Here is a 25,641-nt window from a genome sequence, read left to right on the forward strand (position 1 = left end):
CGACAATCGTGAAATGGCGTGGCGCACAAAAAATAAATTAAAAAGTTTGTGGTGTGAGATATATTGGGTAAATTTGCGGAAACAAAAGTAGGAGACAGAAGATGCTTGAGTTTAAAGATGTCAGTGTAGCGCTTCGCGGTGGTGGTTTTTCTCCGCCCTTTTCTTTAATTGTGGAAGATGGTGAACGGGTGTGTCTTCACGGGGGTCCTCATACAGGCAAAAGTCGGATTCTGCTTGCTGCTTTAGGGCTTTGCCCACTGGCCTCAGGATTTATTACACTCGATGGAGAACTGATTTCCCTCGGCTCAGCTCCTTATTTCCGGACGATGATGGCGTATGTTCCACAGGCTCTTCCAGAGGGAGATATCACTTTGGCAGAGATTTGCCGTAGTCTTCAGGTGAATGTCGATAAACTCACAGAGATTAAAGCAGAACAGTATTCACAAAAGTTTTCAGATTTTGAGTCTGCCGTCGTTCAGAAGTTGCTCTTGAGCGTGGCGTCTTTGCTTGACCGGAAAATATTGCTGGTTGACAATGTCATTCCCTCATATGAGGTCGATGCTTTGTTGGGTAAGATTGCAGCGAGGGGGATAGAAATTATTTACACATGTAAAGACAGCCGACTGTCTTTTGATAAAGAGATAAACCTTTCAATATGAATGTTTCATTGCTTAGTGTTTTCTTTGCACTTTTAATTATTGCATTTCCTATATTTGTTATCATTCGTTATCGTCTCCCGCTTCTCAACCGGTTTGTGAAGGCACTGCTTCGTCTTGTTCTGACAACAAGCCTTGTAGCACTTGCGACGTTACTCTGCGTGAAACTTAATAGTTTAGTAGTCAACATTATTGTCGCATTGTTGTTTGGGATGTTTGCAGCCTCTATGTCAGTGTTGCAGTCTCGTCTGAGGATGAAGGCAGTTTTTGTTCCGGTCCTGTGCGGCTTCTTATCGGGTTTGTTGATAGTGGGAGTGTACACTGTTCCCTTAATTCTTGGTGCACGTGGTTGGCAGGTGTCTGTACACCTCGTGCCTGTTATGGGCTTGTTGTCTGGCGGTATGATTGGAGCTGTTTCGCGTGCTCTTGAAGTCTATTATGCAGGTTTGCGTCACCATGCCCAGCTTTATTATTACTTACTTGGCAATGGCTCTACTCATGCTCAGGCCACGGAATATTTCCTGCGTAGGGCATTGCAGGCATCGGTATTATTTGTCAGTCGCCAGATGTCTGCGGTTGTTTTCGCCACAGCACCTGTCATCTTTTTTGTAGCAACCATAGCAGGCATGAACGTCCTCGCGGCTACGGTCTTACAGGTCTCTTTTTTCATAGCGGTGTTGAGTGCTTCTTTGTTGGCAGTTTTTGTGGCTTTACTCATTGGCAGACACTATAATTTTGATGGATACAACCATCTTAAAAAGGTATTTAAAGGCCAGACGGTTGAGAGTGAGCCGTCCGTATCCGGATTGTCTTTATCCAGTCCTTCAGCACCCCGTGAGCCCGATTCTGTGAGTCGGCAACAAGAATCAGAATCCGAGAGCCGTCTTTGAGCGTGGGCCCAAGGCACATCCCCTCGTAGTTGGCAAGATCACGCTTGAAGAGATTTAATGAAGTTTTCCATTCGGTGAGCAGTTCTTTCTTATTCTTGTCCGGTATGAAATGGAAGAGCTTGCAGTTGACAAAGGCGCCGAACTTCTTCTTTGGCACATAAAACTCTCTCTCAAGCGTGAGTAGAGATCCATCGTCGAAGGCGCAGATCGTCCCTACACCATGTGCATAGAATTGCGCCTTTGCCTGATTTACTAAGGGAGCATCGAGTGTGTAGGGGAAATGATGTAACGGCTGAAGACTTGTGCCATAACTTTGAATGACGATGTTCCCACTCTCGTTGCAGGTCCACAGCGTGCGTGTGGAGTCGTTGTAACTGAGTGCTTCAAGTCCTAAATTTTCAGGAAGATTCTTGTAAAATGAGGTAGGAGGAATCTCATGGCCTGTGAGCTTTCCTGATAAGTCATATTCCTTGATGTAGTTGTCATTCTCCCCACTGATGAAGATGGTTTGGGTGTGCGGATTGAAGGCGATGCCTTCCCCATCGCGGTTGGGTTGCAAAGCAGAATGGAACCCTTCGTTTGCGGCAGACTTGATCTCGCCCGTGATGGAATCAAGCCCGATGTGCCAGATGAAGAACCCGTCCTCATCTGATTTGTCGCTCACGACAGCGTATTTGTCACCTCCCAGCCATGTGATGCCACTATAGTTTCCTGGTGGAATATCTGCAAAATGGTGTTGTGGAAGAAGAGAGACGATGAGAAGGAACAGGGAATAGAGCATTTTCGATACATAGATACTGGTTGTAGGCGGCCACAGGAGCCGCCCCTGCACCAATACCGAAATATATTTAGCAGATTCTGCGTGAGCCGTCGCCGATGACTACGTCGATGACTTGTGGCTCATGACCGTATTTCTCGTTGAATTTTGTCTTGGCATTAGCAATGAACTTTTCGTAAAGATTATCCTTGACGAGGTTAATGGTACATCCTCCGAAGCCTCCTCCCATGATTCGGCTACCGGTTACGCCATTCTCCTTGGCAATATCGTTAAGATAGTCGAGCTCTTCACAGCTTACTTCATACTCCTTGCTCAGGCCATGATGAGTTTCATACATCTTTTGTCCGACAGTCTCATAGTCGCCTTTTTCAAGCGCTTCACTTACGGCCAAAACACGATCCACCTCGCCAAGTACGAAATGTGCACGCTTGTAGTCCTCCGCACTGACTTCTTCCCTGACAGCTTCCAAGTCGCTCCAGTCAGCATCACGAAGTGTATCAAAATGGCGGTCGGTGAATTTGGTATTCAAGGCTTTCACTACATTTTCGCAGGAGTTGCGGCGGTCGTTATAAGGGGAGCCTTTTAGTTCGTGCTTTACCTTAGAGTTGAGTAATACGAGCTTGTAGCCTTTTGGCTCCCAAGGGAAGTATTCAAACTCGCGGCTGCGGCAGTCGAGACGCATGAGCTTCCCTTTCATACCGAAGACGGATGCAAATTGATCCATGATGCCGCAGTTTACACCAACATATTTGTGTTCAGTGGCTTGCCCGGCCAATGCGAGATCCCATTTGGAGACCTTGTTGTCACCGAAGAGATCATTAAGCGCGAATGCAAAACAGCTCTCCAAGGCAGCGCTTGATGACATGCCGGCACCTAATGGCACATCGCCGGCAAAGGCGGCATTGAACGGCTTGACATCAACGCCCCTGGCCATCATCTCGCGGCAGATACCGTAAATATAGCGTGCCCAAGTGGCTTTTGGGCCTTTAGGATCATCAAGTGTGAAGTGAGTCATATCCTTCAGATCGATAGAGTAGATGTTGACACTTTTCAGTCCATTGGGGCGGATTTCAGCCAAAATACCCTGCTCTACGGCTCCTGGGAAGACAAAGCCGCCATTGTAATCGGTATGTTCTCCGATGAGGTTGATGCGCCCCGGAGAGGCATAAATGTTACCTGTCGCTCCATCAAAATGCTTGATGAATCGACTTCTTACAAATTCTATATCCATAGTAGAGGTCGTTAAATGTGTGGTAATAAATATTTAAAAGGTTATTATTTGACACCAAACTTATAGATGGTGGTCTGCTTATAGCGTTCTCCCGGGTTAAGTATCACTGATGGGAAATAAGGCCGGTTGGGTGAATCGGGGAAGTGTTGAGCTTCAAGACAGACAGCTGAGCGTTTGGGATAGGTGGCTCCATGTGCACCGCGGATGCCGGAGAGGAAGTTGCCGGTGTAGAGTTGAATGCCGGGCTCGGTGGTGTAGACCTCCATGGTTCGTCCACTAACAGGCTCATAGAGCTTAGCGGCGAGTGAGAGCTCACTCTCCTCATGCTTGTTGAGCACATAGTTGTGGTCAAATCCGGTGCCATTCTTGATTTGCTCGTCGTCGGCGTTGATGTCTCGTCCGATGGGCTTAGGAGTCTTGAAGTCAAAGGGAGTGCCTTCCACTTTTCTGATTTCTCCAGTGGGAATGGAAGTCTCGTCAATGGGGAGATAAAAGTCGGCATTGAGTTGCAGCTCTACATTTTCCACTGATGGAGTAGGATTTGCAATTCCTGCCAATGCGAAGAATGCGTGGTTGGTAAGGTTGACGATGGTCTTTTTGTTGGTCGTTGCGAGGTAATCAATGTGCAACTCGTTTTCATCTGTCCAAGTGTAGACGACAGTCACTTTTAGCTCTCCCGTGTAGCCTTCCTCACCATAGGGTGATACGTAGTTAAGGGCAAGTGTGTGCTCATTCATTAGTTCAGGTGACCAGACTTTCACATTGAATCCTTTCTTTCCTCCGTGAAGCGAGTTCACACCGTTGTTTACAGGCACCTGATATTCCTTTCCACGCAGGGTGAATTTACCTTTTGCTATTCGGTTTCCGAAGCGTCCGATTAGTCTTGAGAGGTATGGCTCTGGGGAGTTAATGACATCTTGGATATTGTCGTGCCCCATAACGACATTGCCCATTTTGCCTTCTTTGTCAGGAACCATAATGGCTAAGAGGGCTCCTCCGTAATTGGTGATGGCAACTTCGTTGCCTTGACTGTTTCTTAAAATGAAAAGATCGGTTTTCTTTCCGTTGATAGTGGTCTGAAAGTCTTCGCGCTTCAGACCGCAAACATTTGGTGTTTCTTCTTTACTTGCCATATGACTGAGTCTTTAGTTGTTGTTTCTTGAGTCTTTTGCAAAGTAAATAAAAAAATACGAGAGCGACAACTAAAAGCCTCAATTATTATGGTATTTTTAGTGTTAAATATCTTTTACCAACAGTTTTACACATTATTCATATTGAGGAAGTCGGCGACGACATAGCTTGATCCGCCCACGAAGATGAAGTCTTCCTTGTCGGCTTCGGCCAATACCTGATGGTAAGCCTGGGCTATGGAGCCGCATTCTTTGCCCTTGAGATGGTGGATTTTTCCAAGTTCTGCCACTTTGTCACAGGGGAAAGCCCTCTTGGTTGATGGCTGTGCCCAATAGTAGACAGCATCTTTGGGCAGCAGCTCCATGACAGTGTTGATGTCTTTGTCGTTGACCATGCCGAAAACGATCCTTAGTGTCTTGCATGGCTGCCGCTTGATCTGGGGTGCAAGATATTGCCATCCTCCAACATTGTGACCTGTATCGCAGACTACGCGGGGATATTGCCTAATGGTTTCCCAACGGCCACGTAACCCTGTGAGGCGGCATACATGTGCAAGGCCTTCGCGAATATTATTATCTGTGATGTGAAACGATTTACGGAGTAAAGGCAGGGCAGTGAGCACTGTATTCAGGTTTTTTTCCTGATAGTCGCCGCCAAGATCGCAGTGCAGTGTGACAAGAGGTGTTGAGGTAGTGTAGTCTCTCCCGCCACTTGTACAGGGATGTGACTTGGTCACCATGACATGGTCTTGCGCAAAGACGATCGGCGATTGGCACGCTTCGGCTTTGGCCTGAAAGACAGGACGTGTCTCTGGCACATCCTCACCGACGACCACGGGCACGTGAGACTTGATGATGCCAGCTTTTTCTCCGGCAATCAAAGCCAGCGTGTTACCGAGAAACTGTGTGTGGTCATAACTGATATTGGTGATGATGGAGAGCTCAGGGGTAATGATATTGGTGCAATCAAGTCGTCCGCCAAGTCCTACTTCTATGACTGCCACGTCCACTTTCTGCTCTTTGAAATAGAGGAAGGCCAAAGCGGTGGTGAGCTCGAAGAACGATGGGTGTAGAGGCTCAAAGAAGTCGCGTTCCTGCTCTATGAAGTCGATGACGCGTTGTTCGGTTATCATCTCGCCATTTACACGGATACGCTCGCGGAAGTCAACGAGGTGTGGAGAAGTGTACAGTCCTACCTTGTATCCGGCTTCCTGCAAAATAGCGGCGATGCTGTGCGAACATGATCCTTTGCCGTTGGTGCCCGCAATGTGAATGGTCTTGTAGGCATGATTCGGATGTCCGAAATGCTCGTCCAAGGCCAAAGTGGTTTGAAGCCCCGGCTTATAGGCCGAGGCTCCGCTATGTTCAAATACTGGCATAGCATTGAACAGATATGATACTGTCTCCTGATAATTCATCTCATCTGAATCCTTGCCTTGGTTTGCCAGTGCGTTCGGTTCAATTCAATCGTCCGTATGGTTTGTTAGGCAGTCTGCACTTCGGGGACTAATTGTTGAATCTCTCTTTCAAGCGCTCGAAGATGCTTTTCTTTGTGCTGGTGTCACCTTTGAAGTTCTCGCTCTCGCGCAGTTCCTCAATGGCTTTCTTCTCATTCTTGCTTAGAGTTTTGGGTACATAGACGCTGATATTGACCACAATGTCTCCTGTGCCCGATCCATATCCTTGCACAGCAGGCAGACCTTTACCGCGCAGACGCATGGTCTTGCCTGGTTGTGTGCCGGGGTCAATCTTAAGTGGGAACTTCTTGCCGTCAATAGTCGGTATTTCAGCTTCTCCACCAAGAGCGGCGGTGGGGAAGTCGAGCAGTAGGTTGTAAATCAGGTCTTGCTTGTCACGGATAAAGACATCGTTCTTCTCTTCCTCGATAATGACCTGGATATCACCGGGTACACCATTGTGGGGTCCCGCGTTGCCCTTTCCGTGGACGTTGAGCACCATGCCCTCTTCTACGCCGGCGGGGACGTTGATTTCTACTACTTTCTCCCCTTTCACCACGCCGGAGCCACCACAAGCCTTGCATTTGCTTTTAATGATGGTCCCTTCTCCGTGGCAGGTGGGACATTCGCTTTGCGTCTGCATCATGCCAAACATGGAGCGTACGGTGCGTGTCACCATACCTGAACCATGGCAGGTGGGACAGGTTTCAGGCCGTGCGCCTCCTTCAGAGCCGGTGCCTTGGCAGTGCTCACAAGGCACATCTTCGCGGACTTTGAATTTCTTGGTTACGCCGCTGGCGATGTCCTGCAATGAGAGTTTCACTTTCAGCCGTAAGTCTGAGCCGCGATACACTCGCTGTGAACTGCCGCCATTGCCTCCGAATCCGCCAAAGCCTCCGAATCCGCCACTGCGACCACCGAAGATGTCGCCGAACATCGAGAAGATATCGTCCATGTCCATGCCACCGCTGCTGAATCCACCAAAGCCGCCGCCTGGAGCATTGAACCCAAACTGATCATACTGTTGGCGTTTCTGAGGGTCATGAAGCACTTCGTAGGCCTCGGCGGCCTCTTTGAATTTCTCTTCTGCTACCTTATCTCCTGGATTGCGGTCAGGGTGGTATTTTATGGCGAGCCTGCGGTAAGCCACCTTTATTTCATCCTCGGATGCGCTTCGGTCTACGCCGAGTACCTCGTAATAGTCTCTCTTCTCAGCCATGGTCTTACTGTCCTACCGCTACTTTAGCGTGGCGGATCACTTTCTCGTTAAGGGTGTATCCAGTTTGCACACAATCGATGACTTTGCCTTTCTTGTCATCGCCCATTCCCGGAACCATGGCAACGGCTTCATGATAGTCAGTACTAAAGTCCTTGCCGTCAGTGTCGATCTTCTTTACGCCAAGGCCTTCGAGCACTTTGACAAACTTGTTGAAGATCATCTTGACACCTTCCCTGATGGCTTTAGGATCTTCGCTCTTGTCCTTGAGCGCGCGCTCGAAGTCGTCAAGCACCGGAAGTATGGCGACAACCGTCTTCTCGCTGCCGTTAAGGATGAGCTCAGTCTTTTCTTTCAGCGTGCGCTTCTTATAGTTGTCAAACTCGGCGAGGGTGCGCAGGTATTTATCCTTAAGTTCTGCAATCTCCTCGTTTGCTTTTTCCAAAGGGTCAGCCTTTTCCTCTTCAGCCTCCTTGTCAGCGGTTTTGACCTTCTGCTCAGGCTTTGCTTCCTGTTGGCAAGCCTTACGGTCGTCCTTTTCCTTTGTCTCTTTCTGCTCGGTCTCGGTCTGATGAGCCTGACCTTTTATGTTTTTTTCTTCTTTTTCTTTTTCTGCCATAATGCGTTAACCTTTATTGTTTTCTGAGCCAACAAAAACCGTGCCACCAGGTGGCTTACTCGTACATCTTCGCTTTCTGCTCCTTGATCAGGTCATCGTGGATGTACTCATCGTAGGGCATGAGTTTGTCGATGCATCCCTTGGGTGTCAGCTCAATGATGCGATTGGATACTGTCTCGATGAGCTCTGCGTCGTGTGATGAGAAGAGGATGTTGCCCTTGAATGCTACAAGGTTATTGTTCAGGGCTTGGATGGACTCGAGGTCGAGGTGGTTGGTGGGCGTATCGAAGATGAGGCAGTTGGCGTTTTGCAGCTGCATGCGGGCGATCATACACCGCATCTTCTCTCCTCCGGAGAGCACATTGACCTTTTTCTCTACGTCCTCCTGGCGGAAGAGCATGCGGCCGAGATACGACTTCATCACGACTTCATTGCCCGGACCGTACTGTGAGAGCCAGTCGACGAGGTTCAACTCCGACTGGAAGAATTTGGTGTTGTCAAGCGGCAGGTAAGCCGTGGTGATGGTTACGCCCCACTTATATGTGCCCGCCTCGGCCTGCCGATTGCCGTTGATGATCTCGAATAGTGCGGTCATAGCCTTGGGGTTATGGCTGAGGAACACCACTTTCTGGCCTTTCTCAATGTTGAAGTTGACGTTGTCGAAGAGTACCGTTCCATCTTCGTCGACAGCTTTCAAATCCTGCACTTCGAGAATCTGATTGCCTGGCTCACGCTCCATCTGGAAAATGATGCCTGGATATTTGCGGCTGGAAGGCTTGATTTCCTCCACATTGAGCTTTTCCAGCATCTTCTTTCGGCTGGTAGTCTGGCGGCTCTTTGCCACGTTGGCAGAGAATCGGCGGATGAATTCCTCTAATTGCTTTTTCTTTTCCTCGGCCTTCATCTTCTGGTTCTGCGCCTGTCGCAGAGCGAGCTGTGAGCTCTCATACCAGAAACTGTAGTTGCCGGCGAAGACGGTGACCTTGCCGAAGTCGATGTCGATGGTCTGTGTGGAGACGGCGTCGAGGAAGTGTCGGTCGTGGCTCACCACGAGTACTGTCTGATGTTCATCAATCTCGCCGAGGTAGTCTTCCAACCACTCCACGGTGTCAAGGTCAAGGTCGTTGGTGGGCTCGTCAAGCAGCAAGTTGTCGGGTTTGCCGAAAAGAGCCTTTGCGAGCATCACGCGCACCTTCTCGTTGTTCGAGAGCTGCGACATCTGTTTCTGGTGCAAGGCCTCGGCCACACCAAGGTTCTGTAGTAACTGTGCTGCATCGCTTTCGGCTTCCCAACCGTTCATCTCGGCGAACTTCTCTTCAAGCTCAGCAGCGCGGTTGCCATCCTCTTCGGTCATCTCAGCTTTGCTGTAGAGCATCTCGCGCTCTTTCATGTTGCTCCACAGCGCGTCATAACCCATGAGCACGGTGTCGATGACTTTATAGGAGTCGTATTTGAAGTGGTCTTGCTCCAATACGGAGAGGCGCTCACCAGGCCCCAGCTCCACGCTGCCCTTGTTGGGCTCCAGGTCACCGCTGATGGCGCGTAGCAGGGTGGATTTGCCCGCACCGTTGGCACCGATGACGCCGTAGATGTTGCCGCGGGTGAACTTAATGTTCACATCTTTATAAAGGACACGTTTGCCAAACTGGATGGCAAGATTGGTAAGTGTAATCATAGCTTGTAAACGGAATTAATCAATATGTATTTATGATCCTTGCTTTAAGAGCCTTAACTGAAAAAAGACCGACCTCCGTAAGAAGATCAGTCTTTCGTGCGCCCTTAGGGATTCGAACCCTAGACCCACTGATTAAGAGTCAGTTGCTCTACCAGCTGAGCTAAGGGCGCGAGCCCTTTTATTAAAAAGAAGTGCGCCCTTAGGGATTCGAACCCTAGACCCACTGATTAAGAGTCAGTTGCTCTACCAGCTGAGCTAAGGGCGCATTCTGTACAAACATTTCCAAGACCGTGAAGACCTCTTTTCTGTTTTGCGGGTGCAAAGGTACAGCTTTTTCATATCCCGTCCAAATATTTCGATATTTTTTTTGATATTATTTTCTTGTGGCTCTTTTAGACGAGTTCTCGTTACTGCCGTTCCCTTGCTGTCAACAATGATTGTGATTCTGCTTTTCAATCCTTATTGGTTTACTGTGGTTTCCATTCCTGTTCAACGGGGCCGGAAAAGTGAATGTGTATGGGAGACTGTTCGGGTATGTTAATAAATTTCTTTAATGCTTTCTTTTTGAATGGAGCGAATGGATATTGACGTTGCGATGGAGTGTTATCGTGCGGCAATTGTCACACAATCGTTCGACAGTTGCTTGACAATCGTTTGACAGTTGCCGTACAATCGTTCGACAGTTGTCGCACGATCATTCGGCATGTGTCGTGCAGTATGGTTACGTCGCAAAACCGTCAAGAATTGTTCATCTATAGACGGATTTGCCTAATGAACGTTAAATTGGACTGTTTGTCAACAAAAAATAAAAAGAAAAGTTGTGGTATTCAATTTCTTTCTTTATTTTTGCAAGTAGAGCTTAAAACCGATAGGGACAAGTATAGACCTTCTAAATTATGGCAAAGTACAACATTACTGAAAAGAAAGAGAAAGACGCGGCTTACCGTACGCTGGTCAATCCTAAGCTTATGGATGAGCTGGAACGCCGCATTAATGACATTATCATCATTCAAAAGAAGTACAGGGACAAGGACTATTCTGCTAAGCGCCTTGCTGAAGACCTGAATACCAACACGCGGTATATCTCGGCGGTGGTGAATGTGCGGTTTCATATGAACTACACCTCTTATGTCAATAAATACCGCATCCAGGAGGCCATGTCTATGTTAGTGGATAAACGGTATCATGAGTTGAATATGGAGGAGATTTCCGATATGGTGGGCTTCTCCAACCGCCAGTCTTTTTACGCTTCTTTCTACAAAATCAACGGCATTACTCCACGCGAATACCGGCAGAGGCGGCTGCAGGTGTTGCCACCTCAGGATGAAAAGCCTAAAAAGAGAGGGCGTAAGCCAGGATCGAAAAACAAGCCAAGGGAGGGGGAAGAGGCTCGGTTGGCTGATCATAGTGGGCGGCGGCTCCGAGCCCACCCGTAAGACTGCACGCGTGAGACGGTTTAAATGAAGCGGGCGGCCAATAACCTCATTATATAAATGGATAACAAACAATTTTCTTATGTTGATGAGCGTTTTGCCGATCTCCAGATGCTCAGGTACCGTATTGACGGTTTTGAGTCTCTGGATGTTCGGCAAAAGGCTTATATTTTTTATTTGGCAAAGGCGACCCTGTCAGGCCGCGACATCACAACCGATCAATACGGCCGATTCAATCTTGCCATCAGAAAGACATTGGAAGCCTTGCTTCGGTACAGCGCAGATCGGGAAGCGGAGGACTTCCAGCAGATGGTGGTTTATCTGAAGCGCGTGTGGTTTTCCAGTGGCATCTATCATCATTACGGTTGCGAGAAGTTTGCGCCAGGATTTTCTGAGGGCTGGTTCAGGAAGGCCGTAAGTGCTTTACCTGCTCATTGTTTTCCGTTGTCGGGCTATGCGGATACAGCATCGCTGTCGGCGGCTCTTTGCCCTGTCATCTTTAACCCAGTCGTGCTGCCCAAGCGTGTCAATCAGGCCGAGGGTGAGGATTTGGTGCGCTCGTCAGCGGGTAACTTCTATGAGAACGTGTCACAAAAGGAAGCTGAGAGATTCTATGCTGCCATGAAGGATCCTAAGGCCGGTGATTGTCAGCCTTCATGGGGGCTTAATTCGAGGTTAGTGAACAGAAATGGCAAGCTCTGTGAAGAGAGATATACGACCACAGGGCTCTATGGTGCTGCTTTACAGAGGATTGTGTATTGGCTGAAAAAGGCCAAAGAGGTAGCCGAGAATGAGAAGCAGACGGAGCTGATTGACCTGCTCATCAGATACTATGCCACTGGCGATCTGCGTCTTTTCGACGAGTATAGCATAGAATGGCTGAAAGAGCAGGGCGGTGACGTGGACTTTATCAATGGCTTCATAGAGGTCTATGGTGATCCGCTCGGATTGAAAGGCACGTGGGAAGGCCTGGTAGAACTGAAAGACGAGAAGGCTACGCAACGCACGCGAACAATAGCGGACAATGCTCAGTGGTTTGAGGACCATTCGCCCGTAGACCCCCGTTTCCGCAAGCCGGTGGTGAAAGGCGTCTCGGCTCATGTGGTTCAGGCTGTTATGCTTGGCGGTGAAGAGTATCCATCGTCGGCTATCGGTATCAACTTGCCCAATGCCGACTGGATACGCGCGCGCTATGGTTCGAAGAGCATCACGATCGGCAATCTCACCGATGCCTATAATAAGGCGGCGCGAGGCAATGGCTTTGATGAGGAGTTCGTGATTGATAAAGAGACCCGCGCGATCATAGAAAAATACGGAGATTTATGCGATGACCTGCACACCGATCTGCATGAGTGTCTCGGTCATGGCAGTGGGCAACTCCTCCCTGGTGTCTCGTCCGATGCCTTGAAAGCTTACGGCAGCACGATTGAGGAAGCCCGTGCCGACCTTTTCGGACTTTACTATCTCGCCGATGATAAGCTGGTGGAGCTTGGACTCGTACCCGATAAAGAGGCTTATAAGAGCCAGTATTACCATTATATGATGAATGGCTTGCTCACACAGCTTGTGCGCATCAAACCTGGCGACCAGATTGAAGAGGCACATATGCGCAACCGCGCCATTATCGCACACTGGTGCCTTGACCATGCCGATGGATGCGTGGAGTTGACGGTCATCAATGGAAAGACGTATGTAAGAGTCAACGATTACCCAAGCCTGCGCAAGCTCTTTGGCAAACTGCTTGCCGAGATACAGCGCATCAAGAGTGAGGGTGACTACGAGACGGCGAGAGCCATGGTGGAGACCTATGGCGTGAAGGTCGACGCAAAGCTGCACCAGGAAATCCTCGCACGCTATAAGAGGCTTGACATTGCTCCCTACAAGGGATTCATTAATCCATGGATGAAGCCTGTCGTCGATGCTGGGGGCAACATCACTGATGTTGAGCTCGACTATACAGAGAGCTACACGCATCAGATGTTGAGGTATTCGGCTGATTATGGCCTGCTGTGAGCATATTGGTACTATTTGAACAATAATGAATAAGGAAGAGATAGATGATAAATTAAAAGAGCTGAAGCGTGGCTTCAGGCTTGTCATGAACGGTCCCGCCTCACAATCGATGCGTGAGAAAGGGCTTGATTACCACCTCAACTGGGGAGTACCCTTTATCCAGCTCAAGCTGATGGCGGCGGATCTGCCTCATGATTACGACTTCGCCATAGCCTTGTGGAAAGAGGACATCCGTGAATGTAAGATCCTTGCCACGCTGCTCATGCCTCCGGAGAAAATGCCCGAGGAGGTGGCCGAGATATGGATGGAGCAGACCCACTCGCAGGAGTTGGCGGAGATGCAGGCCTTCAATCTCTACCAACATGTAGACTATGGCGCAAGACTCGCTTATCAATGGATGGCCAGTACTGTACCGGAGAAGGAGATCTGCGCTTACGACATCCTTGGACGTCTTTTTATGAATGGCGTTGAGCCTAACGAACGGGGAATCAATGAGTTCCTGGATCAGGCGTTGATTGCACTTAGGTCTCCGATCGTTGGTGTACGTCATGCTGCTATGAATGCCGTGATGCGCTTTGCTGACTTGGGGCTGGTCTACGAGCGTGTAGCGAAGTCGGCACTCAAACGTGAGGGCATTGATGTGTTGTGAGATTCTTTACGCGGGGGTCTGATAATATGATGGTTATTCACCCAAACTTTCTTAAAATAAACGTCTTAATATCCTTTTTAATATAATTTAGGCTGCTCCATTGCGCTCCTCGAAAAGAAATGAGTACTTTTGCGTGTTGAAAAAAAGAATACAATGGGCGTACATACGCTCTCTTACAAAAGTCAAAATTTCTCAATTATGGCAGAATCAGTAGATATTCGTGAGCTGAACATTCTCATAGAGCAACAGAGCGGCTTTGTCAATGCCTTGACCATGGGCATGGGACAAGTCATTGTGGGGCAGTCGCATCTGATCGACTCCCTGCTCATTTCCCTCCTCAGTGACGGACATATCCTTTTGGAAGGCGTGCCTGGACTGGCTAAGACGTTAGCCATCAAGACCCTCTCACAGCTTGTCGACACCGATTTCTCACGTATTCAGTTCACTCCCGATCTGTTACCAGCCGATGTGGTGGGTACGATGGTCTATTCGCAGAAGGATGAGAGTTTCCATGTAAAAAAAGGCCCTGTGTTTGCCAACTTTGTCCTTGCAGATGAGATCAACCGTGCTCCGGCAAAGGTGCAGAGTGCGCTGCTTGAGGCTATGCAGGAGCATCAGGTCACTATCGGTGACCAGACGTTTGAGCTTCCCAAGCCGTTTCTTGTCCTTGCTACGCAGAACCCTATTGAGCAGGAAGGTACCTATCAGTTGCCTGAAGCACAGGTGGATCGTTTCATGCTCAAAGTTGTGATAGGTTATCCCACCGTTGAGGAGGAGAAACAGATCATCCGCGAGAATATCCAGAGGACATTCCCAAAAGTGGAACCGGTGTGCAGTGCCAATGATATCCTCAAGGCCCGTGAGGTGGTAGGACAGGTCTATATTGATGAAAAGATTGAGCAATATATCGCTGACATCGTCTTTGCTTCGCGTTATCCCGACCGTTATGGACTGCCCCAGTTGAAAGACTTGATTACATTCGGTGGTTCGCCGCGTGCCAGTATCAATCTGGCAAAGGCAGCCCGTGCCTACGCTTTTATCAAGCATCGTGGCTATGTAGTGCCTGAGGATGTCCGGGCTGTGGTCCATGACGTGATGCGTCACCGCATCGGGCTCTCTTACGAGGCAGAGGCTTCCAATGTCACCAGCGAAGAAATCGTAAGTCAAATTATCAACAAGGTGGAGGTGCCTTAATGGATACTTCTGAGGTTCTGAAGAAGGTCAGGAAGATAGAAATCAAGACCCGTGGTCTAAGCCAGGATATCTTTGCGGGGCAATACCATTCTGCTTTCAAAGGCAGAGGAATGGAATTTGCCGAGGTGAGGGAATATCAGTTTGGCGATGACGTGCGTGACATCGACTGGAATGTCACGGCAAGGCTTCACCGTCCCTACGTGAAGGTGTTTGAGGAGGAACGTGAGCTGACGGTCATGTTGTTGATTGACGTCTCCGGTTCCCTCGATTTCGGTACCACTGTTCAGACGAAGCGCGATATGGCTACGGAGATAGCCGCCACGATAGCTTTCTCGGCTATTCAGAATAATGATAAGATAGGTGTCATCTTCTTTTCCGACAGGATAGAGAAATACATCCCGCCTAAGAAAGGTCGAAAGCACATCCTGTACATCATCAGGGAGATGCTCGACTTCCATCCTGTGAGCCATAAGACTGACATTGCCGCTGCCACGGCTTACTTGACGCGGGTGATGAAGCGGCGGTGTACGTCGTTTCTTATCAGCGACTTCTATGATAACAAAGACTTCCAGCGCGAGATGGAGATCGCCAACCGTAAGCACGATGTTGTCGCTATCCAAGTGTACGACCAGCGTGCCAAGACACTGCCGGATGTAGGGCTGTTGAAAGTCCGTGATGCTGAGACAGGACACGAAATGTATATCGACACGTCGAGTAAGCGTCTTCGCCGCGCGCATACAGCCTATTGGATTGAAAGGGAAGCGCGTTTGCGGCAGATGTTTGCGAAGAGTAAGGTCGACTGGATATCGATAGCCACGAATGAGGATTTTGTCAAGTCACTGATGATGCTCTTCAAGCAAAGGCATAAAAAGAATGTTGATCGTAGGATATTGTGACCATAATAATAATGGGAAGGATCGTTAAATACATATTCACTCTTTGTCTATTGTTCTTATCGTTAGAGCTTCAGGCCCAAGTAACGGTGGAACAGACGGTTGACTCCGTCGCTATGTTCATTGGCGAGCAGACGAAGTTGCGGCTTACCGTGGTGTTCCCCGAAGGCGCTAAGTTGCAATGGCCCCAATTGAAACAGCGGCAGAATATAGTTCCGGGAGTAGAGGTTGTGGAGTCTTCGGCTCCGGACACACTGAGTTCAGGCAGTGAAATGAAAGTGGAAAAAGCATTCACTATCACATCCTTCTACGAGCGTATCTATGCCATTCCCGCACTGACGGTGAAGGTCAACGGCAAGCCTTATAAGGGTGGAACCTCGGTTTTGAAAGTGATTACAGTGGATGTGGACACCCTGCATCCCAATCAATTTTTCCCACCTAAGGATGTGCAGGATAATCCATTCGAGTGGTCGGAATGGCGTCCATATTTCTGGCTCTCAGTCTTTGTGCTGTTGCTTTTCCTCGCAATTTGCTACCTCTTTGTACGATTGAAAGAAAATAAGCCTATCATCACGAAAGTGCGCATCGTGCGTCATATACCGCCACATCAGCGAGCTCTGAGTGAGATTGAGAACATCAAGAAGGAGCACCTGCAAGTCAGTGAGGATCAAAAGTCTTACTACACGCAACTCACAGATACCTTGAGAAAGTACATTCAGGAAAGGTTCGGATTCAATGCTTTGGAGATGACAACAGACCAGATCATTGACCGGTTGCAAGCTGCAGACGACAGAAAGATGATCGACGAGCTGCGGGAACTCTTCCAGACAGCTGACCTCGTGAAGTTCGCCAAGTATTCGACTCAGCTCAATGAGAATGATCTTAATCTTGTAAAGGCTATCAATTTTATTGATGAAACCAAGCAGGAGGGGCAGGCTGTAGAGGAAAAGATAGTTCCACACCTTTCAGACGATGACAAGAAGGTCCGTTCCAACCGCATTACGATCAAGTCGTTATTATGGGTATGTGGTATCATCTCTTTCTTATTGTTGGCATACATTATATATAATGTGTACCTGTTGATGATGTGAGGTGGAGAAAGGGGCTGTATATAATAATGTGAAAGATGGAATTCGCAAATAAAGAATATTTCTTGCTTCTGTTGCTGCTCATTCCGTATGTGCTATGGTACTTTCTTTATCGTAAGAAGAGTGAGCCCACAATACGGATGAGTGATACGCATGCCTATCTCAACACGCCGAAGAGTTGGCGTGAGCATCTTTTGGACATGCCGATGTTACTGCGTTGTATGACGTTCGTGCTTATCGTTTTAGTGCTTGCCCGGCCACAAACTCATAATTCGTGGGGCAACAAGACGGTGGAAGGCATCGACATCATGTTGGCAATGGACGTGTCCACATCCATGCTTGCAGAGGACTTGCGGCCTAATCGCATTGATGCTGCCAAGGATGTGGCGTCAGATTTTATATCTGGTCGTCCCAATGATAATATTGGCTTGACGATCTTTGCCGGCGAGGCTTTTACACAGTGTCCGATGACAACAGATCATGCCTCGCTCCTGAATCTGTTGCATAATGTTAGGACTGACATTGCCGCAAGAGGGTTGATACAGGATGGTACTGCCATAGGTATGGGGCTTGCCAATGCTATCTCGAGGCTTAAAAACTCTAAGGCGAAGAGTAAGGTTGTCATCCTGCTGACCGATGGCTCTAACAATATGGGTGATATTTCTCCCAAGACAGCGGCACAGATAGCAAAGTCGCTGGGTATCCGTGTGTATACTATTGCTGTGGGGACTAACCATGTGGCGCCTTATCCTGTGCAAGTGGGAGGAACCGTGCAGTATATTAATATGCCTGTTGACATCGACACGGGGACACTGAGCGATATAGCTGCGACCACGGATGGAAACTTCTATCGTGCCACCAATACTACTCAATTGAAGAAGATATACAAAGATATAGATCAATTGGAAAAGACGAAGATGGATGTAAAGAAGTTCTCCAAGCGTTATGAGGCTTATCAGCCCTTCGCTTTGGCGGCTGTGCTCTGCTTGCTGCTTGAACTTCTGCTTCGTAATACGGTCTTGAGGCGGTTGCCTTAATAATCAGTAATAATTAAAGTATCATGATCAAGTAAAGCCCTAAGGAAAGGGTGGTTTATAAATAACAATATGCTTCGATTTGAAGATCCTATATATCTCTGGTTGCTATGGCTGGTGCCACTCTTGGCATTGGTGCGGCTTTTTATGTGGCGGAAGCAGAAGGTGAGGCTGCAGAAGTTTGGTAATCCTGCGTTGGTCAAAGGGCTCATGCCGGACGTCTCCAAATATCGCCCGACCGTGAAGTTTTGGCTGGTGAATGCAGCACTTGCCGTACTTATCGTGATGTTGGCACGGCCGCAGATGGGCGCGAAGCTCTCTCACGAAAGACGTAATGGCATAGAGGCGATTATCTGTATGGACATCTCCAACTCCATGCTTGCAGAAGATGTGGCGCCAAGTCGTCTTGACAAAAGCAAGATGCTCGTGGAGAATTTGGTGGACCATTTCACTAACGACAAGGTTGGGTTAGTTGTTTTTGCAGGTGACGCTTTCGTCCAATTGCCTATTACAAGCGATTATGTATCCGCAAAGATGTTTCTGCAAAACACGGATCCTTCTCTTATCCAGACGCAGGGGACCGACATCGGCCGAGCGATTAATGTAGCGATGCACAGTTTCACCAAACAAGATAAAGTGGGAAGGGCTATCATTGTCATCACTGATGGTGAGGATCATGAGGGCGGTGCTGAAAGAGCTGCAGCAGCTGCGAAGAAGCAGGGCATTAACGTCTTTATCCTTGGTGTGGGAGGCACTGGTGGTGCTCCGATCCCAATGGGTGACGGCAATTATATGAAAGATGCTATGGGGCAGACTGTCATGTCTGCACTCAATGAGCAGATGTGCAAGCAGATAGCAAGGGCAGGAAGTGGTACTTACATCCATGTTGACAATACCTCGGATGCGCAAGAGCAGCTCAATGACCAGATCACTAAATTACAGAAGGGTGATACTGACTCTGTGATTTACAGTGAGTATAATGAGCAGTTCCAGGCGTTTGCAATTCTTGCTCTGCTAATCCTTATCCTTGATGTCTGCATCATGGAAGCGAAGAATCCCAGGCTTAAAAACGTAAGGCTGTTTAAGAAAAGAATGTAGTATGCGATTTTATCATCATATTTTCCTTCTCGTACTTTACCTGTTGAGTAGTTTGACAGTGCAAGCCCAAAGCGACAGACAGTTGATAAGAAGTGGCAATCGTCTCTTCCGACAGCAAAACTATGCCCGTGCGGAGATTGAATACCGGAAGGCATTAGGGAAGAATCCTTCCAATACGCAGGCCTTGTACAATTTAGGATGTGCATTGCTTATGCAGCAGAAAGACAGTGCGGCAGTGACTCAGCTGGAGAATGCAGGAAAGAGTGAGACGGCAAAACGACGTAAAGCGATGGCTTGGCATAATATTGGTGTGGCTTGCCAGAAGCATCAGCTCTTCCCTGAGGCTATCAAGGCTTATGAGGAAAGTCTCAGAAACAATCCGGCGGATAATGAGACCCGCTATAATTTGGCTTTGTGCATGAGACAGCAGAAGAACCAAAAGAATAGAAATAAACAGGATCAGCAGAACAAAAACAAGCAAAAGCAGAACAAAAACGACCATAACAATAAACAGAATAAAGACAAGAATCAGCAGCAGAAGCAGAGGCAGCAACAAAATGAGATGAGCAAGGACAATGCCGAGCAACTTCTCAACTATGCCGAGCAGGAAGAGGAGCAGACGCAGCAACGGCTGAAGAGATATGAGATTCAGCCACGCCGCCGCCGCTTGGAAAAGAACTGGTAGGCTTTTTGTTGACTTCTGGAAATTAGTGATTGTAAATGATCAAATATTTATGACGCAGCATTTACTCTTATATATTTCACTTATCTTGGGCTTTTTATTCGGGGGCAGGAGTGTCTCTGTGGCTCAGATATCGGTGTCGGCACCCTCTAAGGTGGCGGAGGGAGAGAACTTTCGCATTGCCTACACCATCAATACACAGGATGTAGATGACTTCCGTGCTGGAAACGTCCCTTCCGGATTGGAATTGATAGCCGGTCCTTATACGTCGCAGCAGAGCAGTTATCAGATGATTAATGGGCACACTTCGAGTTCGTCATCCATTACGTTTACATTTACACTGTATGCTTCCAAGACGGGAACTTATACTATTCCTGCGGCTCGTGCGCGGGTGAGGGGTCATGTCGTTGCCTCACATCCAGTGCGGATTACGGTGGCAGGTCATTCTCATAACAGTGGAGGTTCTCCACAAATGCATCAGGATGGCGGTGGCAGACAGCCGGAAATGAGTGCTGCAGGTACTCCGATTTCGGATAAGGATTTATTTATTAAGGTCACAGCCAATAAGCGGGTTGTTCATGAACAAGAGCCGGTATTGCTTACGTATAAGGTCTATACGCTTGTAGACCTTACGCAACTGGAAGGCAAGATGCCTGATTTGACGGGTTTCCACAGTCAGGAAATACCGTTGCCCCAGCAGAAGAGCTTTCATCTGGAAAGAGTTAATGGGCGTCCTTATAAGTGTGTGACATGGAGTCAATATCTTATGTATCCGCAAATGACGGGTTCATTGAAGATTCCTTCGATTACCTTTAAGGGTGTAGTCGTACAGCAGAATAGAAACGTGGATCCCTTTGAGGCGTTTTTCAATGGCGGTTCTGGCTATGTGGAGGTAAAGCGTAATATCGTTGCTCCGGGGCTGTCTATTCAGGTCGCTCCACTTCCAGCAAAACCTGTTGGCTTCTCCGGTGGAGTGGGTCGCTTTAATATCTTGGCGCATCTTAGTAGGAATACCGTGAAAGCAGGAGATCCTATCACGCTACACGTAGAGGTTAGTGGTACCGGCAATCTTAAGCTCATTAAGCAGCCCGTGGTCGCATTTCCAAAAGGTTTCGATAAGTATGATCCGAAAGTAACAGATAAAACAAGACTTACCAATACCGGCGTGGGCGGCAAGATGGTCTATGATTATCTCGCAGTCCCTCGCAATCAGGGCCTGTATACGATACCTTCCATCTCATTCATCTATTATGATGTGGATGCCAATGCTTATAAGACGCTGTATACTCGGCCCTTTGTGGTTAATGTAGAACCTGGTGACGGCAAGGGGGCTTCTGAGAATTTCGACAACCCTGCCGACAACGATATTCATACTATCAAGACGGGGGATGCCAAGCCTGTCAGTGTTGGTGATTTCTTCTTAGGGAGTACTGCTTACTGGATTTGTCTGCTTCTACCTCTGGTTACCTTCATTGTGCTATTGGTCATCTTCCGTCGTCGAGCGATAGATAATGCTGACATTGTGAAGATGCGGGGTAAGAAAGCCAACAAGATAGCTCACAAGCGGTTGAAGAAAGCCAGCAAACTGATGTTTGAGCACCGGAGTGCTGAGTTCTATGATGAAGTGCTTCATGCTCTATGGGGCTATGTGAGCTATAAACTCAATATGCCGATAGAGAGCTTGTCGATGGAGAACATCAAGGAGAAACTCTCTTCACGGGGTGTCTCTGAAGAAGTTGTTAATAAATTCATCTCTGCTTTGGAGGAATGTGAGTATGAGCGCTATGCACCTGGTGATGAGGCGGGTAACATGGAAAAGACATTCCAGTCAGCCATGACGGCCATAGTGGATATAGAGGATGTAATGAAAAGAAAGAAATGAGCAATCATCGTTTAAACATATTGATAGTATTGCTTTTGGCGTTAGTAGCGTTGCCGTCTTTCGGCTCTGCCATAAGCAAGCGGGGCGCTGATGACAACTATCGTCAGGGCAATTATCAACAGGCTATCGCGGATTATCAAGCGCTCCTCCGTCAAGGAGCCTCCGCAGAGGTGTATTTCAACTTAGGAAATGCCTACTATCGTTCAGACAGTCTTTCCAAGGCGATTCTCTGCTATGAGCGTGCCTACCGTCTCTCTCCGAGTGACGACGACGTGCGGTTTAATCTTCAGTTTGCACGTTCGAAGACCATAGACAAAATTACGCCGCAAGATGATAACTTCTTTACGGCAGTCTATCGCAGCATTGTAACTTTTTGTGGTGTTGATAGTTGGGCATTGATAGGTATTGTGAGCATTGTGATGGCTCTCCTCTTAATGCTTGCCTATCTATTCGCATCACTTTTATGGATGAGGAAACTTGGCTTTTTCGGAAGCCTTGCATTCTTGGTTGTTTTTGTACTCTCAACTGTCTTTGCCTGGCAGCAGAAATATTGGTTTGAGCATAGTCGGGGAGCCATTGTGATGTCGTCTTCCATTGGTGTCAAGCAGGAGCCTGAGGACAGAGCTCCTGATGCGTTCGTCCTGCACGAAGGCACACATGTAAATATTGAGGATGATGGTATCTCTGGATGGAAGCAAGTGAGGACAGGTGACGGTAGAGAAGGTTGGATCAAGTCAGGAGCAATTGAGAATATTTAAAAATGCCAGGCAGTTTTGATTTAAGCCTGCTACAATGGTTGAATAGCGGCAATTCGGCTTTCTTTGATACACTGGTGCCTATGCTTACCAATGGTATGGCTTGGCTACCTTTGTATGGCGCTTTGCTATATCTTGTCGTTAAGAACAATGAGACGATGGCTCAGATCGGCCTGATCATCGGAGCGGTATTGGTGTGTATTGTCCTTGCCGGTGGTGTAGACGACTTTATCGTAAAGCCCATGGTTGGGAGAATTCGTCCTTGTAATGACCCGATGGTCAAGACACATCTGAATCTTATAGCGGGTACGCTTGAAGAGAGCTATAGCTTCTTCTCAGCTCACGCGGCCAATACCTTTTCTTTGGCTGTGTTCTTCTGTCTTCTGGTAAGAGACCGGCTGTTTTCTTCCGTAATGTCTTTTTGGGCATTACTGAATGTTTGGACACGATTATATCTGGGAGTGCATTATCCTTCTGATGTCTTTTGTGGGATGCTGTATGGCTCTCTCGTCGGGGTAGCCGTTTACTTCCTTTTCCATCGGGTTTATAATAAGCTCAATACTAATTTCCAATACATTTCATCACAATACACTTCATCAGGCTATGCCAAGACTGATATCGACGTGGTTGTGTCAACTTTGGTGTTGACATTGGCTGTCATCATATTGGCGGCAGTCTATGGCACTTCATTTTAAGAGACAATGAATACAAAACATATAAGAATAGACGATTACAGTTACGATCTTCCGGAAGATCGTATTGCAAAGTTTCCCCTACAAGCACGTGACCACAGCAAGTTGCTGATTTATAATAAAGGTGCCTTATCGGATGATCTTTTCTTCAATCTTCCCCACTATCTCCCTCAAGGAGCCTTGATGGTTTTCAACAACACGAGAGTGATACAGGCTCGCCTGCACTTTCGTAAAGAGACAGGTGCGCTGATTGAAGTATTCCTCATGGAGCCTGCTCAACCTGCTGATTATGAGCAAATGTTTCAATCGACGGGTCATTGTAGCTGGCTTTGCATGATTGGAAATCTGAAGAAATGGAAAGAGGGCACATTGAAGAGAGTTTTCGAGATCAAAGGGCATCGTCTCACACTCACGGCTTCAATGGACCGCTCCAAGTCCGTAGAGAAGAGTGGTGGCTCTAACTATTGGGTGGAGTTTGTATGGGATAACGATCAGGTGAACTTTGCGGAGATCCTTGATGCCGTTGGCGAGCTGCCCATCCCTCCCTATCTTAACCGCAAGACGGAGGAGAGTGATAAGACTACTTATCAGACGGTCTACTCTAAGATTAAAGGCAGTGTGGCGGCACCTACGGCCGGTCTTCATTTTACGGATAAAGTGCTGAAAGATCTCGACAATTACGGTGTCTTGCGCGACGAAGTGACGCTTCATGTGGGCGCCGGTACTTTCAAGCCTGTGAAAACGGAAGAGATAGAAGGCCATAAGATGCATTCAGAATACATCGTTGTCCATCGTCACACCTTTGAGCATTTGCTTGAGCACGATTGTTGGGCAATAGCGGTTGGTACTACCAGTGTGCGTACCTTGGAGAGCCTCTATTATATCGGTGTGAAATTGTTGAGCAATCCCAATGCCACAGAAGAGGATCTTCATGTCAATCAGTGGGAACCCTATGATTTGCCCCACACTGATGAGGGGTGCGTGCTCGTTGACGGCAGAGCGGTCAGCGTGCATGATGCGATCCAGGCAATTCTTGATTATCTGGACCGTGACGGCTTGGAAGCACTTCATACCTCTACGCAAATTATCATAGCACCAGGCTATACTTATAAGATCGTGAAGATGCTTGTCACTAATTTCCATCAGCCTAAGAGTACATTGCTGTTGCTGGTGAGTGCTTTCCTGAAGGGCGACTGGCGTAAGGTCTATGACTATGCACTCTCTCATAACTTTCGTTTCTTGAGTTATGGAGACGCTAATCTGCTGATACCGTAGCAGCAATAAGTTTCATCTTATTCGCTGAATATTATTTGAGAGGTTGTGTGCAACCGAGTGAACATATTGTATTAGAAATGAAGATAGGAGATAGAGTAAAGTTTCTCAGTGAGACTGGTGGCGGAAAGGTAGCCGGTTTCCAGGGGAAGAATATCGTGTTGGTGGAGGATGAGGATGGTTTCCAGATTCCAACGCCTGTCAATGAGGTGGTTGTGGTGGCCAGTGAAGATTACAGCACGGCCAATGTCATTAACCGCAGGGCTGAGGCTGAGGAGAGAAAGGCTTCAGAGACCCCTCTGATGCGTGGTAACCGTTCGGTTAAGGCCATGATGCAGGAAGGTCAGGACGAGGATGTGGACCTGTCGGCTCTTGATACCGTGGATCTTTCGAAAGACGTTGCTTACCGTCCGAAGGCAGAGGAGCGCAAGGGTGGTAATCAGCTGTCGGCCTACCTCGCCTTTGCCCCAATGGACAATAGCAACATGGAGACGCCTCATTTCGAGTGCTATTTTGTCAATGACAGCAATTATTATCTGCACTATCTTCTGTTTGACGAAGAGAGTAGCAGCTGCTCATTGAGAGCAGAAGGGGAAGCAGAGCCTAATACAAAGATTTTTATTGAAGAGCTGGATGCACAGGCTATCAATCATGTAGGCCGGATGGCTGTTCAACTGCTTGCCTATAAGCGTGGTAAGAGCTTCATCTTGAAAGAGCCTGTTAGTGTGGAGCTCCGGCTTGAACCACTGAAGTTCTATAAGGTTCATACCTTTGAGAATACACCGTTCTTCGAAACGCCGGTATTGCTCTGCTCCGTGATTGAGAACGACAAGCCTGCCCGTCCCTTGGTTGTTGATGCCAAGGCTTTGAAGAAAGAGATGTACCATCACGCAGGCAATGAAAATGCAGCTGGCATGGTATCGGCAGAAAAGAAGTCACAACTCGTGCACCGGTATGATGAGTCACAAAGCAAGGGTAATGCCAAGAACACTCCTTATATACACAATCGGGGGCTCGACGATGCTGTCGTTGTTGACCTTCATGCCGAGGCGTTGCTCGACACCACTCAGGGCATGCAGTCCGGAGATATTCTTGAGTATCAAATGAAGGTATTTCGTAATACGCTCAACCAATATGGGGGAAAGAAAGGCCAAAAGCTCATTTTCATTCATGGAAAAGGAGCTGGCGTGCTGCGCCGTGCCCTCATCAATGAGCTGACCTATAAGCACAAGTCATACCAGTGGCAGGATGCCTCGTTTCAGGAATACGGTTACGGGGCCACTCAGGTCACTATACGATAAAGA

22 protein-coding genes, 2 tRNA genes and 1 pseudogene are annotated in these 25,641 nt (G+C 48.0%); 16 read left to right on the plus strand and 9 right to left on the minus strand.

The features are described from left to right. Window positions 1-101: 101 nt before the first annotated feature. Together PREMU_RS12735 and PREMU_RS15795 are read left to right on the plus strand one after the other, a co-directional pair. Window positions 102-659, plus strand: coding sequence for an ATP-binding cassette domain-containing protein (locus PREMU_RS12735; RefSeq protein ID WP_007575899.1), 558 nt, complete (start codon window positions 102-104; stop codon window positions 657-659). Continuing rightward, a pseudogene (locus PREMU_RS15795) lies at window positions 656-1,369 on the plus strand (ABC transporter permease); the annotation flags it as partial. The gene PREMU_RS12735 and the pseudogene PREMU_RS15795, both read left to right, overlap by 4 nt. A gap of 52 nt (window positions 1,370-1,421) precedes the next feature. Here the strand turns inward: PREMU_RS15795 and PREMU_RS12745 are convergent. From PREMU_RS12745 to PREMU_RS12785, 9 genes are all read right to left on the minus strand, one after another. Further along, a complete protein-coding gene (locus PREMU_RS12745; protein WP_083819260.1) occupies window positions 1,422-2,327 on the minus strand; it encodes an esterase-like activity of phytase family protein in 906 nt (301 codons plus the stop codon). Between the two features lie 67 nt (window positions 2,328-2,394). Further along, complete coding sequence (gene galK / locus PREMU_RS12750; RefSeq protein WP_007575904.1) at window positions 2,395-3,555, minus strand: galactokinase; 1,161 nt, start codon at window positions 3,553-3,555, stop codon at window positions 2,395-2,397. Between the two features lie 44 nt (window positions 3,556-3,599). Beyond that, on the minus strand, window positions 3,600-4,688 hold the full coding sequence (locus PREMU_RS12755) for an aldose epimerase family protein (protein ID WP_007575906.1): 1,089 nt from the start codon (window positions 4,686-4,688) through the stop codon (window positions 3,600-3,602). A 125-nt stretch (window positions 4,689-4,813) separates the two neighbouring features. Beyond that, window positions 4,814-6,103, minus strand: a complete 1,290-nt coding sequence (locus PREMU_RS12760; RefSeq protein WP_007575908.1) for a bifunctional folylpolyglutamate synthase/dihydrofolate synthase — start codon at window positions 6,101-6,103, stop codon at window positions 4,814-4,816. Between the two features lie 88 nt (window positions 6,104-6,191). Beyond that, the gene (gene dnaJ, locus PREMU_RS12765; RefSeq protein WP_007575910.1) at window positions 6,192-7,361 is read right to left on the minus strand and encodes a molecular chaperone DnaJ; all 1,170 of its coding nucleotides are present in this window, start codon (window positions 7,359-7,361) and stop codon (window positions 6,192-6,194) included. Window positions 7,362-7,365: 4 nt separating this feature from the next. Beyond that, window positions 7,366-7,977, minus strand: a complete 612-nt coding sequence (locus tag PREMU_RS12770) for a nucleotide exchange factor GrpE (protein ID WP_007575912.1) — start codon at window positions 7,975-7,977, stop codon at window positions 7,366-7,368. Window positions 7,978-8,032: 55 nt separating this feature from the next. After that, window positions 8,033-9,652, minus strand: coding sequence for an ABC-F family ATP-binding cassette domain-containing protein (locus tag PREMU_RS12775; protein WP_007575914.1), 1,620 nt, complete (start codon window positions 9,650-9,652; stop codon window positions 8,033-8,035). A 97-nt stretch (window positions 9,653-9,749) separates the two neighbouring features. Next, window positions 9,750-9,822 (minus strand) — tRNA-Lys (locus tag PREMU_RS12780). 22 nt (window positions 9,823-9,844) lie between these two features. Continuing rightward, window positions 9,845-9,917: transfer RNA gene (locus tag PREMU_RS12785), tRNA-Lys, on the minus strand. A 631-nt stretch (window positions 9,918-10,548) separates the two neighbouring features. Here PREMU_RS12785 and PREMU_RS12790 point away from each other — a divergent pair. The 14 genes from PREMU_RS12790 (at window position 10,549) to PREMU_RS12855 (ending at window position 25,638) form a co-directional block, all read left to right on the plus strand. Then, window positions 10,549-11,088, plus strand: coding sequence for a helix-turn-helix domain-containing protein (locus PREMU_RS12790; RefSeq protein ID WP_007575917.1), 540 nt, complete (start codon window positions 10,549-10,551; stop codon window positions 11,086-11,088). Between the two features lie 57 nt (window positions 11,089-11,145). Then, window positions 11,146-13,098 (plus strand): dipeptidyl-peptidase 3 family protein, encoded by a 1,953-nt coding sequence (locus PREMU_RS12795; RefSeq protein WP_007575919.1) that lies wholly within the window; start codon window positions 11,146-11,148, stop codon window positions 13,096-13,098. 25 nt (window positions 13,099-13,123) lie between these two features. Then, the gene (locus PREMU_RS12800) at window positions 13,124-13,747 is read left to right on the plus strand and encodes a DNA alkylation repair protein (RefSeq protein WP_007575921.1); all 624 of its coding nucleotides are present in this window, start codon (window positions 13,124-13,126) and stop codon (window positions 13,745-13,747) included. A 198-nt stretch (window positions 13,748-13,945) separates the two neighbouring features. Beyond that, window positions 13,946-14,941, plus strand: coding sequence for an AAA family ATPase (locus tag PREMU_RS12805; RefSeq protein ID WP_007575923.1), 996 nt, complete (start codon window positions 13,946-13,948; stop codon window positions 14,939-14,941). Next, the gene (locus PREMU_RS12810) at window positions 14,941-15,837 is read left to right on the plus strand and encodes a DUF58 domain-containing protein (RefSeq protein ID WP_007575924.1); all 897 of its coding nucleotides are present in this window, start codon (window positions 14,941-14,943) and stop codon (window positions 15,835-15,837) included. The genes PREMU_RS12805 and PREMU_RS12810 overlap by 1 nt, the downstream gene beginning before the upstream one ends. An 11-nt stretch (window positions 15,838-15,848) precedes the next feature. After that, window positions 15,849-16,925 carry a hypothetical protein gene (locus PREMU_RS12815; protein WP_007575925.1) on the plus strand — a complete coding sequence of 359 codons (1,077 nt, stop codon included), beginning with the start codon at window positions 15,849-15,851 and terminating at the stop codon, window positions 16,923-16,925. Window positions 16,926-16,960: 35 nt separating this feature from the next. Next, a complete protein-coding gene (locus PREMU_RS12820) occupies window positions 16,961-17,959 on the plus strand; it encodes a vWA domain-containing protein (protein WP_007575926.1) in 999 nt (332 codons plus the stop codon). Window positions 17,960-18,028: 69 nt separating this feature from the next. Beyond that, complete coding sequence (locus PREMU_RS12825; protein WP_007575927.1) at window positions 18,029-19,054, plus strand: VWA domain-containing protein; 1,026 nt, start codon at window positions 18,029-18,031, stop codon at window positions 19,052-19,054. Between the two features lies 1 nt (window position 19,055). Next, window positions 19,056-19,739: a tetratricopeptide repeat protein gene (locus PREMU_RS12830; RefSeq protein WP_007575928.1), complete on the plus strand. Its 684-nt coding sequence runs from the start codon at window positions 19,056-19,058 to the stop codon at window positions 19,737-19,739. A gap of 49 nt (window positions 19,740-19,788) precedes the next feature. Further along, window positions 19,789-21,618, plus strand: coding sequence for a BatD family protein (locus PREMU_RS12835; RefSeq protein ID WP_007575929.1), 1,830 nt, complete (start codon window positions 19,789-19,791; stop codon window positions 21,616-21,618). 20 nt (window positions 21,619-21,638) lie between these two features. Continuing rightward, complete coding sequence (locus PREMU_RS15890) at window positions 21,639-22,376, plus strand: tetratricopeptide repeat protein (protein ID WP_306420862.1); 738 nt, start codon at window positions 21,639-21,641, stop codon at window positions 22,374-22,376. 38 nt (window positions 22,377-22,414) lie between these two features. After that, window positions 22,415-23,068, plus strand: coding sequence for a phosphatase PAP2 family protein (locus PREMU_RS12845; RefSeq protein ID WP_244863888.1), 654 nt, complete (start codon window positions 22,415-22,417; stop codon window positions 23,066-23,068). Window positions 23,069-23,074: 6 nt separating this feature from the next. Next, window positions 23,075-24,340 carry an S-adenosylmethionine:tRNA ribosyltransferase-isomerase gene (locus PREMU_RS12850; protein WP_007575934.1) on the plus strand — a complete coding sequence of 422 codons (1,266 nt, stop codon included), beginning with the start codon at window positions 23,075-23,077 and terminating at the stop codon, window positions 24,338-24,340. Between the two features lie 77 nt (window positions 24,341-24,417). After that, window positions 24,418-25,638, plus strand: a complete 1,221-nt coding sequence (locus PREMU_RS12855; RefSeq protein ID WP_007575936.1) for a DUF2027 domain-containing protein — start codon at window positions 24,418-24,420, stop codon at window positions 25,636-25,638. Window positions 25,639-25,641 lie beyond the last annotated feature (3 nt).

This window comes from Hallella multisaccharivorax DSM 17128, from assembly GCF_000218235.1.
Classification (GTDB): domain Bacteria; phylum Bacteroidota; class Bacteroidia; order Bacteroidales; family Bacteroidaceae; genus Prevotella; species Prevotella multisaccharivorax.

Excerpts from the sequence above, each read along its gene's own strand:
- PREMU_RS12815 (WP_007575925.1), top strand. The coding sequence starts at position 15,849 with ATGGGAAGGATCGTTAAATACATATTCACTCTTTGTCTATTGTTCTTA.
- galK (WP_007575904.1), bottom strand. The coding sequence starts at position 3,555 with ATGGATATAGAATTTGTAAGAAGTCGATTCATCAAGCATTTTGATGGA.
- PREMU_RS12800 (WP_007575921.1), top strand. The coding sequence starts at position 13,124 with ATGAATAAGGAAGAGATAGATGATAAATTAAAAGAGCTGAAGCGTGGC.
- PREMU_RS12820 (WP_007575926.1), top strand. The coding sequence starts at position 16,961 with ATGGAATTCGCAAATAAAGAATATTTCTTGCTTCTGTTGCTGCTCATT.
- PREMU_RS12770 (WP_007575912.1), bottom strand. The coding sequence starts at position 7,977 with ATGGCAGAAAAAGAAAAAGAAGAAAAAAACATAAAAGGTCAGGCTCAT.
- PREMU_RS12790 (WP_007575917.1), top strand. The coding sequence starts at position 10,549 with ATGGCAAAGTACAACATTACTGAAAAGAAAGAGAAAGACGCGGCTTAC.
- PREMU_RS12855 (WP_007575936.1), top strand. The coding sequence starts at position 24,418 with ATGAAGATAGGAGATAGAGTAAAGTTTCTCAGTGAGACTGGTGGCGGA.
- PREMU_RS12830 (WP_007575928.1), top strand. The coding sequence starts at position 19,056 with ATGCGATTTTATCATCATATTTTCCTTCTCGTACTTTACCTGTTGAGT.
- PREMU_RS12810 (WP_007575924.1), top strand. The coding sequence starts at position 14,941 with ATGGATACTTCTGAGGTTCTGAAGAAGGTCAGGAAGATAGAAATCAAG.
- PREMU_RS12755 (WP_007575906.1), bottom strand. The coding sequence starts at position 4,688 with ATGGCAAGTAAAGAAGAAACACCAAATGTTTGCGGTCTGAAGCGCGAA.
- PREMU_RS12805 (WP_007575923.1), top strand. The coding sequence starts at position 13,946 with ATGGCAGAATCAGTAGATATTCGTGAGCTGAACATTCTCATAGAGCAA.
- PREMU_RS12850 (WP_007575934.1), top strand. The coding sequence starts at position 23,075 with ATGAATACAAAACATATAAGAATAGACGATTACAGTTACGATCTTCCG.
- PREMU_RS12735 (WP_007575899.1), top strand. The coding sequence starts at position 102 with ATGCTTGAGTTTAAAGATGTCAGTGTAGCGCTTCGCGGTGGTGGTTTT.
- PREMU_RS12825 (WP_007575927.1), top strand. The coding sequence starts at position 18,029 with ATGCTTCGATTTGAAGATCCTATATATCTCTGGTTGCTATGGCTGGTG.
- PREMU_RS12760 (WP_007575908.1), bottom strand. The coding sequence starts at position 6,103 with ATGAATTATCAGGAGACAGTATCATATCTGTTCAATGCTATGCCAGTA.
- PREMU_RS12835 (WP_007575929.1), top strand. The coding sequence starts at position 19,789 with ATGACGCAGCATTTACTCTTATATATTTCACTTATCTTGGGCTTTTTA.
- PREMU_RS12745 (WP_083819260.1), bottom strand. The coding sequence starts at position 2,327 with ATGCTCTATTCCCTGTTCCTTCTCATCGTCTCTCTTCTTCCACAACAC.
- dnaJ (WP_007575910.1), bottom strand. The coding sequence starts at position 7,361 with ATGGCTGAGAAGAGAGACTATTACGAGGTACTCGGCGTAGACCGAAGC.
- PREMU_RS12775 (WP_007575914.1), bottom strand. The coding sequence starts at position 9,652 with ATGATTACACTTACCAATCTTGCCATCCAGTTTGGCAAACGTGTCCTT.
- PREMU_RS12795 (WP_007575919.1), top strand. The coding sequence starts at position 11,146 with ATGGATAACAAACAATTTTCTTATGTTGATGAGCGTTTTGCCGATCTC.